Here is a 14876-nt window from a genome sequence, read left to right as displayed (position 1 = left end):
CGAGGTGCGGCGCGCGTCGCTCAGCGGCTCCGGGGTGGCGTGGTGGGCTCGGCGGGTCCGCCCGCCGCCGCGTCGGCGAAGCGGCGGGCCAGGTGCGCGAAGGCTTCCCTCAGCTCGGGCGGCCCGATGACCTCGATGCCGGCGTCGAACCTGCCGATGGTGGCGGCCAGTCCGGGCCATGACCACGCGCCCAGGACGAGTCGGCAGCGGTCCGGGCCGAGTTCCTCGACGACTCCGTCCCGGGTGTAGGTGGACACGACGGAGGCGGGCAGGGCGAGGATGACCTCGCCTCGGCACGGCCAGCCGCCCGAGCCGTCGGAGCCCTGGAACCTGCTCGCGACAAAGGCGGCCACATCCCCTCCGGGCACATCGCGCGGGGTGAAGCGGGGGCCCGTTGGGGTGCGCGGGGTGATCCGGTCGACCCGGAAGGTGCGCCAGTCGTCGCGGTCGAGGTCCCAGGCGACGAGATACCAGCGCCCGCCCCGGGTGACGAGGTGGTGTGGCTCCACCCGGCGCGGCGGAGTGGCGGCGGGGTCGGCGTCGGAGGCACCCGGTGCGGACACGGGGGCGTAGTCGAAGCGCAGCGCCTCGCGGGCGCGGACGGCCGCGCCGAGGGTCATGAGCGCCTGCGTGCCGACCTGCGGATTCGGCCGCACGCCCCCGTCGTCGACGGCGGTGACCTGGAGGGCGTCGACGCGGTGGCGCAGCCGTGCGGGCATCACCTGCCGGACGGTGCTCAGCGCACGGGCCGCCGCTTCCTCGATCCCCGCCCCGGTGGCGGTGGCGGTCTGCAGCGCCACGGTGAGGGCCACGGCCTGGTCGTCGTCGAACAGCAGCGGCGGCAGCTCCGTACCGGCGCCGAGCCGATAGCCCCCGTCGGGGCCCTTGGCGGCCACGATGGGGTAGCCGAGCTCGCGCAGACGGTCGACATCGCGGCGCACGGTGCGCGGGCTGACGTCCAGCCGCTCGGCCAGCAGCTGCCCCGGCCAGTCCCGGCGCGCCTGGAGCAGCGAGAGCAGTGAGAGCAGTCGCGCTGAGGTCTTCGGCATGACTCCCATTCTGCTCCGAGTAGCGGCCACAACCTGTCCGCTTCCCCTGCGACCGTTGTCTGCGTCAGAGCAACCAGTACGACCAGAAGGACCCGATCACCGTGACCGCCATCACCATGCCCTCCTCCGAGCTCGACAGCGAGCGGGCCGATCTGCTCGCCGAGCTCGCCGCCGCGCGATCTGCCCTCACCAACACGGTGCGCGGGCTCGGCGACGAGCAGGCCGGAGAGCGTCCGACGGCCAGCACGCTGTGCCTGGGCGGGCTGATCAAGCACGTCGCGGCCATCGAGGAAGGATGGCTGCGCTTCGTGCTCGAAGGCCCTTCGGCGCTGCGTTTCGACCTGCCCGACGGTGTCACCTGGGCCGACCTCGCGGCCGGTACCGCACATGAGATCCCGCAGTGGGCGATCGACAACCAGAACAACTTCCAGATGCTGCCCGGTGAGACGCTGGCCGGGATCCTCAAGCGCTATGAGGAGGTCGCCGCCCGGAGCGAGGAGATCATCACCGCCGTCCCCGATCTGTCGGCGACGCATCCGCTGCCGGAGGCGCCCTGGAACGAGCCGGGGGCGGTGCACAGCGTGCGCCGGGTGCTGATACACGTCATCGCCGAGACCGCCCAGCACGCCGGGCACGCGGACATCATCCGCGAGTCGCTCGACGGGCGGAAGGCCGGCTGACCGCCGACCGGATCTCCTCGGAACCGTGCCGATGGCGGCCGTCACCGGCACGGTTCCGCAACCCAAGGACCAAGGAACCGAAGGGAACGGCGCGACTGTGAAAACGCGTGAGCTGGGGCGGACCGGTATCCGGGTCAGCCTCTGCTGCCTGGGCACCATGATGTTCGGCCAGGCGGGCAACCCCGATCACGACGACTGTGTCCGGATCATCCACCGGGCGCTGGACTCGGGGATCACCTTCATCGACACCGCCGATGTGTACGGACCCCACGGGAAGTCCGAGGACATCGTGGGCAAGGCACTGAAGACGCTCTCCGCCCGGACCGATCCGGTGCGCGGCGGCAGGGTGCGCGCCATAGGGTCCTCCAGCCTCCCGGCCTCGGAGATCGTCGAGGCGCAGTGGGTCGCCGACCGGCGCGGACTGCACCGCTTCCGCACCGAGCAGCCCCCGTACTCCATCCTCAACCGCGCCATCGAGCGGGAGGTCCTGCCGGTCCGCCGGCGCTACGGCATGGGCGTACTGGTGTGGAGTCCGCCGGCGATGGGCCTGCTCACCGCCGGCTACCGCAAGGGCGGGCCCACGGTGCGGAACGCGCGGATGAGGTGGGTACCCCGGCATCAGACCCTCGACCGGATCGACCGGATCGTGGCGCCCGGAACCGACCTCGGCCCGCTCGATGTGTCCTGCGCCCCGCCGTCCGTCCAACGCCCGGCGCTACGGCGGCGATCGGCCGACGAACGCGCCGCGGTGGCACGATGACCGTTCTCGGCAACCGGGCGCTGGGCCGTGCCACGCTCGCCCGGCAGTTGCTGCTCGATCGCGCCGGCCTACCGGTCCGCGACACCGTCGCGCATCTGTGTGGCATGCAGGCGCAGGAACCGCAGGAGCCGTTCACCGGGCTCTGGTCACGGCTGCGCGCCTTCGACCCGGGCGTCCTCTCCGACCTGCTGACCGGGCGAAGCGTGGTGCGCGCCCACCTCATGCGCCGCACCGTCCATCTCCTCACCGCCGATGACATCGTGGCCTGGCGGGCCCGCCACGACGCCATGCTGCGCCAGCGGGTGCTCGGGACCTACCGCCGTGAGCTGGAGGGGATGGACCTCGACGAACTCGCCGCCGCGGGCCGGGCGGTGATGTCCGACGGCGAGCCCCGCTCGATGGCCGAGCTGGTGCGGGCGCTGGCCGACCGCTGGCCCGCCCCGGCGCCGCGGGCACTGGGCGAGATGCTGATCGCCGCCCTCGTCCCGGTGGTGCAGACGCCGCCGCGCGGGCTGTGGCGTTCCCGGGGAGGGGTACGCAACGTCCTGCTCTCCTCCTGGCTGGGCCGACACGTGGACCCGCCCGCCCCCGACGGCTCCGACCCGGTCGGGCAGGCACTCGTACGGCGCTATCTGGCCGCCTTCGGCCCCGCGGCCTCGGCCGATCTGCGCGCCTGGTGCGGCCTGGCCGGGCTCCCGGCCGCGGTGGCGGCGATACGGGAGCAACTGGTCACCTTCCGCGATGAACGCGGCCGGGTGCTGTTCGACCTCCCCGACGCGCCACGCCCCGATCCCGATACCCCCGCGCCGGTGCGGTTCCTGCCCGCGTTCGACAACGCGATCCTCGGCTACCACGACCGCGGCCGGATCATCGACGACGCCCACCGCGGCCTGTCGGTCGCCGGGGAGCGGGTGGTGCTGGTGGACGGCCGGGTCGCCGCGACCTGGAGGGTCGACGCCGCCACCGTGTGCGTCACCCCGCTGGGCCGCCTCTCCCCGGCGGACCGTACGGCCGTCGGAGAGGAGGGCCGGGAACTGGCGTCCTTCCTCTCCGACGGCGAAAGCCACCGCGTGCGCGTCGCCACGTCGTCAGGCTGAGCGATGCGAACGGGCTACCCGAGTCATGGCGCGGGGTCCTGCTGGCGCAGCGGCGCGGTCTGGTCGCCGGGCGCGGTACCGGCGGTCGGTACGGAACGGCCGCGGGGGCGGGCGAAGTGGCGCATCATCGGCACCTCGACACCGCGCCACAGCAGCAGCGACACCGCCACACAGAACGCCGACACCGCCACGGACAACAGCGCGGCGGTCACCGTGTCGAACGTCCGCCGGTCCAGCAGCACCCGGATCTCGTACAGCAGCGGGAAGTGGACCATGTACAGCGCGAACGACGCCTCGCCGAGCAGCACCAGGCCACGGCGCCCGAGCAGGCTCTCCCGCCCTTCGATGTCGCGGGCGGCGATGGCCGGGATGAGGGCGGCCATCGGCAGACAGGTCGCGGCTCCCCACAGGTACTCCTCCGGCAGCTCCGTCCGCGCCGCGAAGACCCCCGCCAGGGCGAGCAGCGGCCACCGCGGACGCAGCGTCGGCCAGCGGTCGAGCCGGACCGCCCGGGCGAGCAGCAGTCCGAGGATGAACTCCAGGAGCCGCACCGGCGGGAAGAAGTAGATCAGCCACCAGCGCTCCGTCGAGAGCGGCGACCAACTCCCGGGAGCCGCCTCGTCGGTGACGGCCATCGCCGCCAGCGGCATGGTCACCACCAGCGCCGCCACCAGGGCGATCACCGGCCAGAGCAGCCGTTCCGGGAGCGCGCGCACCGGCCGGATCAGCAGGGGGAAGAGGAGGTAGAAGAACGCCTCGCAGGAGATGGACCAGGTCACCGGATTGACGCTGCTGAAATCGGCCATGTCCGGCACCCAGGCGTGCACCAGCAGCAGATTCCGGACCGCCTCCCCCAGCCCCGGGTCCGGCACCGGAAGCAGCGCGGCGGTACCCGTGGCCATGAGCAGGCCCAGCATCAGCGACCAGGTCACCACATGGTTGGGGAAGATCTTCACCAGCCGGCGGCGCCAGAACCGGACGGCGGTGTCGGCCGGAGAGGCGTTCCACGCCAATACGAAACCGCTGAGCAGGAAGAACGAGGAGACCGCCGCCGCGCTCGCCATGGACGAGGCGTCGGCGGCCTCATAGACCCCCTGGTCCTCGAAGAATCTGCCCAGCGTCAGCACATGGCCCGCCAACACCACTCCGGCCAGCAGAAAGCGAAGCCCCGTCAACGACGGCAGCCGATCGCCACGCGGCAACACACCGGCCACATCAGACCCCTCCCCATACGGAACAGGCACAGCACCCACGAGCCTGCCCGTCGCACCGCCCCGGCCCCAATACCTCCCCTACGGGAACATCCAGGCGAACACCACCACCCGCGGAGGGCGCGTCAGCGCGCGCCGGGGAGCACGGGCGAGAGCCGGTAGGCGTTCTCGTGGGTGATGACATGACCGGCGGTGGGCGGCGGGAAGTGGGTGCCGAGCAGGAGGGTGCCCGTGTCGGCGAGGGCGCCGAAGAGCTTGTGGCGGGTGGCCTCGGACTGCCGGGGGGCGATGTCGACACACGAGCCGATGACGGGGTGGGCGAGCTGGACGGGGTGGTGGACGCAGTCGCCGGTGATCACCGCCCGCTCGTCGCGGCCGTCGAGCTGGAGGGCGATATGGCCGGGGGTGTGCCCGGGGGTGGGGATCAGCCGCAGTCCGGGGATGACCTCGGTGCCCTCGTCCGGGACGTCGACCAGGTCGAGCCGTCCCGCGTCCTCGACCGGGATCACGGAGTCGAGGAACATCTGGGTGCGCGGCTCGTCCATGTCGTAGGCCGCCCAGAACTCCCGCTCGGTGCGGGAGGTGAGGTAGCGCGCGTGGGGAAAGGTGGGCACCCATGCGCCGTCCACCTCGTGGGTGTTCCAGCCGACGTGGTCGGTGTGCAGATGGGTGAGGATCACCAGGTCGATGGATTCCCGAGGGAACCCGGCGGCGGTCAGGCGCTCCAGGTAGTCGGTCCGCAGACCGTGCCAGGCCGGGTTGGCCCGCGTCTTGCCGTTGCCGATGCCGGTGTCGACCAGGACCCGCGCCCCGCCCACCTCGAAGGCGAAGCTGTGGCTGGCGATGCGCAGGGTGCCGTCCTGGTCGGCGAAGTCGGGGCGCAGCCAGTCCTGTCGCGAGACCACGTCCGTGGTGGCGTCGGGCAGCAGCCATGGCCCGGTCCGCGGCGGCAGGAGCACCTCGTCGACGCGGTGGACGGCGATGTCGCCCACGGTCCAGAAGGGGATGTCGATGGCCTGGGGTGTGTGCATGGCCCGCTCTCTCTAAACGCAATCTGTTTGCCTTAAGGCACCGTAGGCCCTACAGTCGACTAACGCAAACGCTTAGCTTTTATCTCGATGAGACCTCGTAGAGGGAGACACCTTGTCCGCCGCAGAACTCACCCCTCCGGAGGCGGCCCGCTGGGCCGCACGCGCCGGGCTCCCGCTGCCGGCCGAGCGCCACACCGCCGCGGCGGCCACCGCCAACCACGTCCACGCCGTCGTCGCCGTCCTGCGCGAGCTGGACTTCGGCGACACCCCGCCGGCCCCCGCCTACCGCGCGGGAGAGGAGCGGCACGATGCGGCCGTATGAGCTGTCCCTCACCGCGGCCGCCGACGCGATCCGGGCCGGCCTGCTGTCCCCCGTCGAGCTGGTGGACTCCGTCCTGGACCGCGTCGAGCGGCTGGAACCCCAGCTGAACGCCTACGCCACGGTGACGGCGGAGCGGGCGCGCCGGGCGGCGCGCGAGGCCGCGGACGACGCCGCAGCCGGCCGTCTCCGCGGCCCGCTGCACGGCATCCCGATGGGTCTGAAAGACCTGATCGACGTCGCGGGTGTGGCCACCACCGCGAGCTCCCGGGTCCGCGCCGACCACCGCGCGCAGGCGGACAGCACGGTCGCCGCCCGGCTGAGCGCGTCCGGCGCGGTCCTGGTCGGCAAGACCCACACCCATGAGTTCGCCTACGGGCTGACCACTCCGCAGACCCGCAACGCCTGGGACACCGGCCGGGTCGCGGGCGGCTCCAGTGGCGGATCCGCCGTGGCCGTCGCCGCGGGCACCGCGGCCTTCGCCCTGGGCACCGACACCGGCGGATCCATCCGCGTCCCCGCCGCGCTCAACGGGGTCGTCGGCCTCAAGCCCACGTACGGCCTCGTCCCCCGCCACGGCGTCACCTCCCTGTCGTGGTCGCTGGACCACGTCGGCCCCCTCACCCGCACCGTCGAGGACCAGGCCCTGGTCCTGGCGGTCCTCGCCGGGCACGACCCCCGCGACCCCGCCTCCCTGGCCGTCCCCGCGCGGGACTACCGGCCGGGCGCGGCCGAGGATCTGACGGGACTGCGCGTCGGCGTGCCGCGCAACTACTACTTCGAGCACGTCGACGCGGAGGTGGCGGCCGCGGTCCGGCGGGCCGTCGAGCGCCTCGAGGCCCTCGGCGCCCGCCTCGTCGAGGTCGAGATCCCCATGACCCGCTACATCCAGGCCACTCAGTGGGGCCTGATGGTGCCGGAGGCCACGGCGTACCACGAGCGCACCCTGCGCGCGGCACCGGAGCTGTACCAGGCGGATGTGCGCATCCTGCTGGAGGCGGGCGAGCTGATGCCCGCCGGGGACTATCTGCGCGCCCAGCGCTCCCGGACCCTGATGCGGCGGGAGTGGGCGCGCATGCTGGAGGACGTCGACGTGATCGCCGCCCCGACGGTCCCGGCGACCGCGGTGCCGTCCGGTCAGGAGACGATCACCTGGCCGGACGGCACCGTCGAAGCCGTCTCCGACGCCTATGTGCGCCTCTCGGCCCCCGCCAACCTCACCGGAGTGCCGTCGCTGTCCGTCCCGGTCGGCCATGACACGGCCGGCCTGCCGATCGGCATGCAGTTGCTCGGGCGGCCGCTCGGGGAGGGCGTGCTCCTGCGGGTCGGTCACGCCTACGAGCGGACGCGGCCGGTCCGCGAACTGGCACCCGCGGCCTGACGCGTCCACTGAGCGGCCCCGGGGCGCACCGCCTCCCCAGAAGCAACAGATTTGCTTTAAAGTGGGATGAATGAGCAGGCAGATGGTGCGCCCCGGGGGGCGCAGCGCCCGGGTCCAGGCATCGGTGCACACCGCCGTGCGCGAACTGGAGGCGGAGGTGGGCCGCGACGGTCTCACGGTGCCGCTGATCGCCCAGCGCGCGGGCGTCACCCCCTCCACGATCTACCGCCGCTGGGGAGACCTCACCCAACTGCTGTCGGACGTGGCGGTCGAGCGTCTGCGGCCCGACACCACGCCCCAGGACCACGGCGGCCTGGAGTCCGATCTGACGGCCTGGGCCGAGCAGTTCCTCGACGAGATGGCCTCTCCGGCCGGACGTGCCTACATCCGCGACGCCCTGCTCGGCGACCCGGACGGCAGCAACGCCGGCCAGTGCTCGGCCTACGCCGCCGACCAGGTCGATGTCATCCTGACCCGCGCGGCCGGACGCGGGGAGGACACCCCCGGCGTCGAGACGGTCGTCGACCATGTCGTGGCGCCTCTGATGTACCGCATCCTCTTCCGCCCCGCCGGGCTCGACGCCGCGCATGCCCGCGGACTCGTGGCGGGGCTCCTCGGAGGGGACGCCGCCGGGAAGTGAGACCGGACCCTGAGCGCCGGGTTGGTGAGCGCCGGGTGGTGAGTCAGCCGCGCGGGGCCGGAGCGCGCAGGAAGTCCGAGAGCGCCTCCAGCAGCCGGTCCACGTCCTCGGTGCTGGTGTAGGGGGCCAGGCCGATGCGCAGTCCGCCGGTGTCGCCCAGGCCCAGCCTGCGGGATGCCTCCACCGCGTAGAACGAACCGGAGGGGGCGTCGACGCCACGCCCGGCGAGGTAGCGGTAGGCGTCGGTGGTGTCGTGGCCGTCGATGGTCAGCAGCACGGTCGGGGTGCGGTCCACGGCCCGGGAGTGGATGGTGAGCGGGTCGAGGGCGGCCAGACCCTCGTCGATGCGCCCGCGCAGCGTGGCCTCGTGCTCCTCGAGGGCCGCGAACGACGACGCCAGCCGCTCCCTGCGGCTGCCTTCGGCGCCGGGGTCCAGGGTGGCGAGGAAGTCGACGGCGGCGCGGGTCCCGGCGAGGAATTCATAGGGCAGGGTGCCGAATTCGAAGCGCTCGGGAACGGCGTTCGTCGAGGGGAGCAGCTTGTCCGGGGTCAGGGTCTCCAGGAGCTCGGGGCCGGCTGCCAGCACGCCGAGGTGGGGGCCGAGGAACTTGTAGGGGGAGCAGACGAAGAAGTCGGCTCCGAGCCGCCGGATGTCGACATGGGCGTGGGCGGCGTAGTGGACGCCGTCCACGTGGAGCAGCGCCCCGGCCGCGTGCACCCGCCGGGAGATCTCCGGGATGTCCGGGCGGGTGCCGATCAGGTTCGAGGCGGCGGTGACCGCCACCAGCCGGGTGCGGTCACCGAGCTGGGCGCCGATGTCTTCGGGGGTCAGCTCGCCGGTGGCGGGGTCGAAGTCGGCCCAGCGCACGGTGGCCCCGGCGGCCTCGGCGGCCTGGACCCAGGGGCGGATGTTGGAGTCGTGGTCCAGCCGGGACACCACCACCTCGTCGCCCGGCGACCAGGTCTTGGCGAGGGTGCGGGAGAAGTCGTAGATGAGGGCGGTGGCACTGCGCCCGAAGACGATCCCGGCCGGGTCGGCGCCGAGCAGATCGGCCATGGCCTGCCGGGCCGACTGGACCAGGGCCTCGGCGTTGCGCTCCCCCGCCGTGAGGTGGCCGCGGTTGGCCAGGGGGTTGGCCAGCGCGTCGGAGACGGCCTCGATGACGGGGAGCGGGGTCTGGGTGCCTCCCGGGCCGTCGAAGTGGGCCGACCCGGCCTTCAGCGCGGGGAACTGTGCGCGGATGGCGGTGATGTCGTATGTCACGAGCGGCTCCTTGCAGAGTGCCTTGGCGAGCGGGTGACCAGGGCGATCTTAGGCGGGCACGGATGCGGAACGGCAGGGGGCGAGGACGGCCGCCGCGCCGGGGGAGGACGGGCCGCCGCGCCGGGGAGAGGTGTCCGGCGCCCGGACGGCCACCCTGATTGAATCTGTACGTAGCGGGATGAATCACCATCCTCTTCCGCCGCGCAGGACCGGGACGCAGAAGGCGGTGGCGCCGACGTGAGCAGCGACTCTCCTCCCCCGCCCGAGCGACCGGGAGGGCGGGGCGCACGCCCTCGGCGTGGCGTGGCCGGCGGACCGGCCGGGCGGGCCTCGCGGGCGATGGCGCGGGCCCGCCGCTCCGGCTCCGCGGCCCTGACGGCGGCGGTGCGCCGGGCGGGGGACGAGGACGGACGGGTCCATCCCGGTCTGCGGCTGACCGCCGCGTACGCATGGCGTCTGATGGTCATCGGGGTGGCCGTCTACCTGGCGTTCACGGTGCTGGGCCGGTTCGAGCTCGTCGCGATCGCGGTGTTCCTGGCGCTGGTGGCCACCGCCTTGCTGCGGCCGCTGGCCGATCTGCTGGCGCGGGTGTGTCCCAGGCCGCTGGCGGTGGCGCTGGCGGTGTTCGGCACGCTGTTCGCGGTGTTGGGGCTGCTGGCGCTGGTGGGCAACGCGGCGGCCGCGGAGGCGGGCCGGCTGGTGGGTGAGCTGCGCGGCGGGATCGGGCGGATCGAGCGGTGGCTGGAGGGGCCGCCGTTCCATGTGCGGCACGGTGTGCTGTCGGGGGCCCACGACAAGGTCACCGCCTTTGTGTCACGGCATCGCGCGGCGCTGATCAGCAGGGCGCTCAGCAGTGCGGGGCGGGTCGTGGAGGCGGGCACGGCGGTGTTCCTGGCCCTGTTCTGTTCGATCTTCTTCATCCACTCCGGCGACCGGATGTGGCAGTGGTTCCGGGGCCAGCTCCCCGAGCGCGCCCGGTCCCCGTGGGACCGGGCGGCGCGGGCGGCGTGGACCACCTTCGCCGGATACACCCGGGGCATCATCGTCGTGGCGGCCTCCAACGCGACGCTGGTCGGCATCGCCCTCTTCCTGCTGCGGGTGCCGCTGGCCCTGCCGCTGACGCTGCTGGTCTTCTTCGCGACGTTCGTCCCGCTGATCGGTTCGCCGATCGCGCTGGCGGTGGCGACGGTGGTGGCCCTGGCCGGGCGGGGTCCGGCCATCGCGGGCGTGGTGCTGTTGCTGATCGTGGCGGTCGGCCAGTTCGAGGGCCATGTGCTGCATCCGCTGGTGATGAGCTGGGCGGTGCGGCTCCATCCGGTGGTGGTGGCGATTTCGGTCATCGCCGGATCCATCGTGGCGGGGGTGGTCGGGGCGGTGGTGGCCGTGCCCATGGTGTCCGTCGCCTGGTCGGTGACGCGGGCGCTGCGCGGGCGGCCGCCCGGCGAGGCCTGACCGGCGCCGCACCCACCCCATAAATTGCATCTCAGATTCGTATTAACGTAATCTGCCGCCATGCGGCTGACGAAGTCAACGGACCTGGCGCTCCGCACGATCATGCGGCTGGCGGTCACCGGCGCCGAGCCCTGCACCGCCCGGCAGGTCGCCGGGGAGATGCAGGTGCCCTACAGCCATCTGGCCAAGGTGGCGGCCCGGCTGCAGCACCTGGGCCTGATCGAGACACGGCGCGGACGGGGCGGCGGGCTGACGCTCACCGCCGCCGGGCGCACCGCCTCGGTCGGCCAGCTGGTCCGGGAGTTCGAGGGGGTCGGCGATGTCGTCGACTGCGAGGGGGATGTGCCGTGTCCGCTGCGGCAGGGCTGCCGGCTGCGGATGGCGCTGCGCCGGGCACAGGAGGCGTTCCTCGCCTCGCTCGATCCCCTCACGGTCGACGATCTGGTGGCGTCCCCGACGGGCCCGGTGCTGCTGGGGCTGGTCGGGCGCGCACCCGGGCTGTCCCCGTGAGGGCGTCGCCCGGGTCACGCCCCGTGAGGGCGTCGTCCAGATCACGGAGCCCGGATCCCGACCCGCCGAGCCGTGCTGACACGGAGGTCACCATGCCCGGTTCACCCATGCCGTTGAATGCGAATCTGAGATACCAGTTAGGCCCGCTCATGCTCTCCCAGAAGTCCGCCGAGACCGTCCGCGCCACGCTTCCCGCCGTCGGTGAGGCCATCGGCACCGTCACCGAGCTGTTCTACCGGAAGCTCTTCGAGGCCCACCCCGAACTGCTGCGGAATCTGTTCAACCGGGCCAACCAGGCCGCGGGCACTCAGCGGCAGGCGCTCGCGGGCGCCATCGCCGCGTTCGCCACCGCCCTGGTGGAGCGGCCGGGCACCCGCCCCGACGCCCTGCTGAGCCGGATCGCCCACAAGCACGCCTCGCTCGGGGTGGGCGCCGCGCAGTATCCGGTGGTGCACCGTCATCTGTCCGCCGCCATCGCGGAGGTGCTCGGCGACGCGGCCACCGAGGAGGTGACCGCCGCCTGGGACGAGGTCTACTGGCTGATGGCCAACGCGCTGATCGAGATCGAGCGGCGGCTGTACGCGGAGCAGGGCGTGCTGGCCGGCGGGACCTGGCGGCAGTGGGAGGTGGTCGAGCGGGTCCGGGAGACAGCGGATGTGGTCAGCTTCCGGATCCGGCCGGCGGACGGCCGTCCCGCCCCGGCGTTCAAGGCGGGCCAGTACGTCTCGGTGCAGGTGGAGCTGGCCGACGGGGCGCGGCAGATCCGCCAGTACAGCCTGACCAACGGCCCCGGCGCCACGGTGCGCTCCTTCGCCGTCAAGCGCGAGCACGCGGGCGAGGGCCCGGCCGGTGAGGTCTCCGGCCATCTCCACGACCATGTCCACGAGGGCGACGAGCTCAGCGTCTCCGCGCCCTACGGCGACGTCGTGCTCGACGCCACGGACACACCGCTGCTGCTCGCCTCCGCCGGGATCGGCTGCACCCCGATGGTGGCCATGCTGGAGGAGCTGACGGCCGGTGGACACCAGGCCCCGGTCATCGCCGTCCACGCCGACCGCTCCCCCGCCGACCACGCGCTGCGCGCCGACCAGGAACGGCTGGTCACCAAGCTGGCGCGGGGCACCGTCCACACGTGGTACGAGCGGCCCGAAGGCGACTGGCCGGCCGAGCGCACCGGCCTCGTCGATCTGTCCGGCATCGAGATCCCGGACGGCGTCCAGGCGTATCTGTGCGGGCCGATGCCCTTCATGCGGTCGGTGCGGACCCAGCTGCTGGAGCGGGGTGTGCATCCCTCGGCGATCCACTACGAGGTCTTCGGACCCGATCTGTGGCTGACGCGGGACGACGGCGAGGGCCACTGACGCTCACCGGCGCTCATCCACCCGATGTTGGCCGGATGAACTCGAATGGCCCAGAGGCCGGTCGCTTTTGCCGGGGGGAACGTGGGACCGTACGGACACGGGTTCTGCCCATTCCCTACGCAACCGTACGGAATGGTCCGTCCGGTACCCCCACATCGACGAGGAACCATGGATCGCGAAAAGATCACTCTCAGCGGCGCTCAGGAGACCTTGCTCGCCACGCTGTACGGCAGGGCGGTGGACAGCCGTTCACCGGACTCCATCCTGCACGACCACGCGGCCCGGGAGGCCGTGGAGCGCGTGGCCTACGACTTCGGCAAGACGGGGATGACGGACACGACGGCGGTCGGCATCGCCCTGCGGGCGAAACAGCTCGACGACTGGGCCATGGAGTTCCTGGCCGAGCATCAGAAGGCGACCGTGCTCCATCTCGCATGCGGTCTCGACACCCGGGTACAGCGCCTCGACCCGCCGTCGTCGGTGCGCTGGCTCGACATCGACTACCCCGAGGTGATCGATCTGCGCCGGCGGCTGCTTCCCGAGCCGTCGGGGACCTACGAGATGGTCGGCGCCTCGGTGACCGATGAGGCGTGGCTGCGCGAGGTGCCGGACGACCGGCCCACCGTGGTCGTCGCCGAGGGGCTGACGATGTATCTGCGCAAGGAGGAGGGCAAGCGGCTGATCCAGCGGATCACCGAGCGGTTCCCCAGCGGCCAGCTGCTCTTCGACGTCTACGGGCCGCTGGGCATCCGGCTCCAGAAGATGGTCCCCGCGGTGCGCAACGCGGGCGCCACCCTCCACTGGGGTCTGGACGACCCTCATGAGGTCGAGAGCTGGCATCCGGGGCTGACCTGCCTCGACGCGGTGCGCAGCGTGGACATGCCGGGGGTGGAGAAGATGCCGGCCTCCGGCCGGATGAGCATGCGGGTGATGGCACGTCTGCCCGGTTTCCGCGATGTGGGCCGGATTCTGCGCTACCGCTTCTAGTGGCTCAGGCCCGGCGCCGGGTCGGTCCCGGCGCCGGGCGGGGCGGTCAGGTGACCGCTATTTGATGCCCACCAGCATGGAGTAGCCGTCCGTCAGCGGTTCGATCCGGCTGCCGCTGAACCCCGTCTCCGCCAGCCAGGCGCGGCCGTCGGCGGCGGTGTACTCGAAGCCGGACCGGGTCTCGATGAGCATGCTCAGGCTGGCCAGCAGACCAAAGGTGTTCTCCTTGCGGTCGTCGTCGATGATGGCGTCGTAGACGAGGACCGCTCCCCCGTCGGGCAGCGCGTCGTACGCCTTCTTCAGCAGCAGCCGCTTCTCCTCCAGGCCCCAGCCGTGCAGGATCTGGCCCAGTACGATCACATCGGCGCCGGGCAGGTCATCGGTGAAGAAGTCGCCGCCGTGGAAGCTGAGCCGGTTCTCCAGGCCGAAGGACGCCACGTACTTCTCGAACACGGGCCGCACCCGGGGCAGTTCGAAGACACCGCCGCTCATATGGGGGTGGCGCTGGGCCACCGCCACCGGGACGCAGCCCACCGCTCCGCCGACGTCCAGCACGGTCCGGTAGTCGGCCCAGGGGAACCGCTGGGCTATCACCATCGCCTTGCCCATGCTGAGCCCGGTCATTCCGTGCAGGAATCGCTCAAGACCCTCCTGGTCGTGGTAAATGGCGTCGAACACCTCGCCGCCGTGCTTGTGCTCGTTCTGCGGTTTCCCGGTTTGCAGCGCCTCGGTGAGCGACCCCCAGAAGGGATACAGCCGGCTGTTGGCCATCTCCAGGATGCCGCCCGCATAGGTGGCCTTCCCACGGTCGAGAAAGGTGTCGGCGGACGGGCTGTTGCGGTACACGCCCTCGGATCGCTCCAGGAATCCGAGGGCCACCAGCGCGTCGAGGAAGTCGGCGGCGCCGCGCGGGTGCAGTCCGAGCGCCTCGGCCAGGTCACCGCCGGTGCGGGGGCCTTCGGCGAGCCGGGAGAAGAGATCCAGTTCCACCGCGGTGAGCAGCGCCTTCGACGCCATGAAGCCGAGCCCGACCTCAAGAATGGGCTCGGGGCTGATCTCGTGCCGCATAAGGCTCCCTCACTGTTCCCGGATATGCGCTCTCGCCGCACCTGGCCGTATGTGGACCTCCTTACG

The 14876-nt window shown here is 72.3% G+C and carries 15 protein-coding genes; 10 read left to right on the top strand and 5 right to left on the bottom strand.

What is annotated here, in order from left to right; all coding sequences use genetic code 11:
* Positions 1-20: 20 nt before the first annotated feature.
* The gene (locus ACMTAK_RS49375) at positions 21-1049 is read right to left on the bottom strand and encodes a helix-turn-helix transcriptional regulator (protein WP_413812253.1); all 1029 of its coding nucleotides are present in this window, start codon (positions 1047-1049) and stop codon (positions 21-23) included.
* A gap of 116 nt (positions 1050-1165) precedes the next feature.
* Here ACMTAK_RS49375 and ACMTAK_RS49370 point away from each other — a divergent pair, with 116 nt between their 5' ends.
* The 3 genes from ACMTAK_RS49370 to ACMTAK_RS49360 all read left to right on the top strand — a co-directional run bounded on the left by ACMTAK_RS49370 (position 1166) and on the right by ACMTAK_RS49360 (position 3586).
* On the top strand, positions 1166-1729 hold the full coding sequence (locus ACMTAK_RS49370; RefSeq protein ID WP_413813227.1) for a DinB family protein: 564 nt from the start codon (positions 1166-1168) through the stop codon (positions 1727-1729).
* 97 nt (positions 1730-1826) lie between these two features.
* A complete protein-coding gene (locus ACMTAK_RS49365; protein ID WP_413812252.1) occupies positions 1827-2489 on the top strand; it encodes an aldo/keto reductase in 663 nt (220 codons plus the stop codon).
* The gene (locus ACMTAK_RS49360; protein WP_413812251.1) at positions 2486-3586 is read left to right on the top strand and encodes a winged helix DNA-binding domain-containing protein; all 1101 of its coding nucleotides are present in this window, start codon (positions 2486-2488) and stop codon (positions 3584-3586) included. The genes ACMTAK_RS49365 and ACMTAK_RS49360 overlap by 4 nt, the downstream gene beginning before the upstream one ends.
* A 23-nt stretch (positions 3587-3609) precedes the next feature.
* Here ACMTAK_RS49360 and ACMTAK_RS49355 read toward each other — a convergent pair whose 3' ends face one another.
* Positions 3610-4800: an acyltransferase family protein gene (locus ACMTAK_RS49355; protein WP_413812250.1), complete on the bottom strand. Its 1191-nt coding sequence runs from the start codon at positions 4798-4800 to the stop codon at positions 3610-3612.
* Between the two features lie 122 nt (positions 4801-4922).
* A complete protein-coding gene (locus ACMTAK_RS49350; protein ID WP_413812249.1) occupies positions 4923-5828 on the bottom strand; it encodes an MBL fold metallo-hydrolase in 906 nt (301 codons plus the stop codon).
* A gap of 112 nt (positions 5829-5940) precedes the next feature.
* Here ACMTAK_RS49350 and ACMTAK_RS49345 point away from each other — a divergent pair, with 112 nt between their 5' ends.
* The 3 genes from ACMTAK_RS49345 to ACMTAK_RS49335 all read left to right on the top strand — a co-directional run bounded on the left by ACMTAK_RS49345 (position 5941) and on the right by ACMTAK_RS49335 (position 8168).
* Positions 5941-6150 (top strand): hypothetical protein, encoded by a 210-nt coding sequence (locus ACMTAK_RS49345; RefSeq protein WP_413812248.1) that lies wholly within the window; start codon positions 5941-5943, stop codon positions 6148-6150.
* Positions 6137-7528: an amidase gene (locus ACMTAK_RS49340; RefSeq protein ID WP_413812247.1), complete on the top strand. Its 1392-nt coding sequence runs from the start codon at positions 6137-6139 to the stop codon at positions 7526-7528. Before ACMTAK_RS49345 ends, ACMTAK_RS49340 begins: the two co-directional genes overlap by 14 nt.
* Positions 7529-7598: 70 nt before the next feature.
* Positions 7599-8168, top strand: coding sequence for a TetR/AcrR family transcriptional regulator (locus ACMTAK_RS49335; RefSeq protein WP_413812246.1), 570 nt, complete (start codon positions 7599-7601; stop codon positions 8166-8168).
* A 43-nt stretch (positions 8169-8211) separates the two neighbouring features.
* Here the strand turns inward: ACMTAK_RS49335 and ACMTAK_RS49330 are convergent, their stop codons facing one another.
* On the bottom strand, positions 8212-9432 hold the full coding sequence (locus ACMTAK_RS49330; protein ID WP_413812245.1) for a cysteine desulfurase-like protein: 1221 nt from the start codon (positions 9430-9432) through the stop codon (positions 8212-8214).
* A gap of 339 nt (positions 9433-9771) precedes the next feature.
* On the opposite strand from ACMTAK_RS49330, the gene ACMTAK_RS49325 reads away from it, so the two are divergent.
* The 4 genes from ACMTAK_RS49325 (at position 9772) to ACMTAK_RS49310 (ending at position 13742) form a co-directional block, all read left to right on the top strand.
* On the top strand, positions 9772-10884 hold the full coding sequence (locus ACMTAK_RS49325) for an AI-2E family transporter (protein WP_413813226.1): 1113 nt from the start codon (positions 9772-9774) through the stop codon (positions 10882-10884).
* 60 nt (positions 10885-10944) lie between these two features.
* A complete protein-coding gene (locus tag ACMTAK_RS49320; protein ID WP_413812244.1) occupies positions 10945-11394 on the top strand; it encodes an RrF2 family transcriptional regulator in 450 nt (149 codons plus the stop codon).
* Positions 11395-11543: 149 nt separating this feature from the next.
* Complete coding sequence (locus ACMTAK_RS49315) at positions 11544-12755, top strand: globin domain-containing protein (RefSeq protein ID WP_413813225.1); 1212 nt, start codon at positions 11544-11546, stop codon at positions 12753-12755.
* Positions 12756-12923: 168 nt separating this feature from the next.
* Positions 12924-13742, top strand: a complete 819-nt coding sequence (locus ACMTAK_RS49310; protein WP_413812243.1) for a class I SAM-dependent methyltransferase — start codon at positions 12924-12926, stop codon at positions 13740-13742.
* 57 nt (positions 13743-13799) lie between these two features.
* Here the strand turns inward: ACMTAK_RS49310 and ACMTAK_RS49305 are convergent, their stop codons facing one another.
* Positions 13800-14810, bottom strand: a complete 1011-nt coding sequence (locus tag ACMTAK_RS49305; protein ID WP_413812242.1) for a methyltransferase — start codon at positions 14808-14810, stop codon at positions 13800-13802.
* Between the last annotated feature and the right edge of the window lie 66 nt (positions 14811-14876).

Origin of the sequence: Streptomyces lacaronensis, from assembly GCF_047337785.1 — a bacterium.
GTDB lineage: Bacteria > Actinomycetota > Actinomycetes > Streptomycetales > Streptomycetaceae > Streptomyces > Streptomyces lycopersici.
This window is presented reverse-complemented; position numbering and strand designations above follow the sequence as displayed.

Coding starts and splice junctions, on each gene's coding strand:
- ACMTAK_RS49375 (WP_413812253.1), bottom strand. CDS start 1,049: ATGCCGAAGACCTCAGCGCGACTGCTCTCACTGCTCTCGCTGCTCCAG.
- ACMTAK_RS49370 (WP_413813227.1), top strand. CDS start 1,166: ATGCCCTCCTCCGAGCTCGACAGCGAGCGGGCCGATCTGCTCGCCGAG.
- ACMTAK_RS49360 (WP_413812251.1), top strand. CDS start 2,486: ATGACCGTTCTCGGCAACCGGGCGCTGGGCCGTGCCACGCTCGCCCGG.
- ACMTAK_RS49350 (WP_413812249.1), bottom strand. CDS start 5,828: ATGCACACACCCCAGGCCATCGACATCCCCTTCTGGACCGTGGGCGAC.
- ACMTAK_RS49340 (WP_413812247.1), top strand. CDS start 6,137: ATGCGGCCGTATGAGCTGTCCCTCACCGCGGCCGCCGACGCGATCCGG.
- ACMTAK_RS49335 (WP_413812246.1), top strand. CDS start 7,599: ATGAGCAGGCAGATGGTGCGCCCCGGGGGGCGCAGCGCCCGGGTCCAG.
- ACMTAK_RS49325 (WP_413813226.1), top strand. CDS start 9,772: ATGGCGCGGGCCCGCCGCTCCGGCTCCGCGGCCCTGACGGCGGCGGTG.
- ACMTAK_RS49320 (WP_413812244.1), top strand. CDS start 10,945: ATGCGGCTGACGAAGTCAACGGACCTGGCGCTCCGCACGATCATGCGG.
- ACMTAK_RS49315 (WP_413813225.1), top strand. CDS start 11,544: ATGCTCTCCCAGAAGTCCGCCGAGACCGTCCGCGCCACGCTTCCCGCC.
- ACMTAK_RS49310 (WP_413812243.1), top strand. CDS start 12,924: ATGGATCGCGAAAAGATCACTCTCAGCGGCGCTCAGGAGACCTTGCTC.
- ACMTAK_RS49305 (WP_413812242.1), bottom strand. CDS start 14,810: ATGCGGCACGAGATCAGCCCCGAGCCCATTCTTGAGGTCGGGCTCGGC.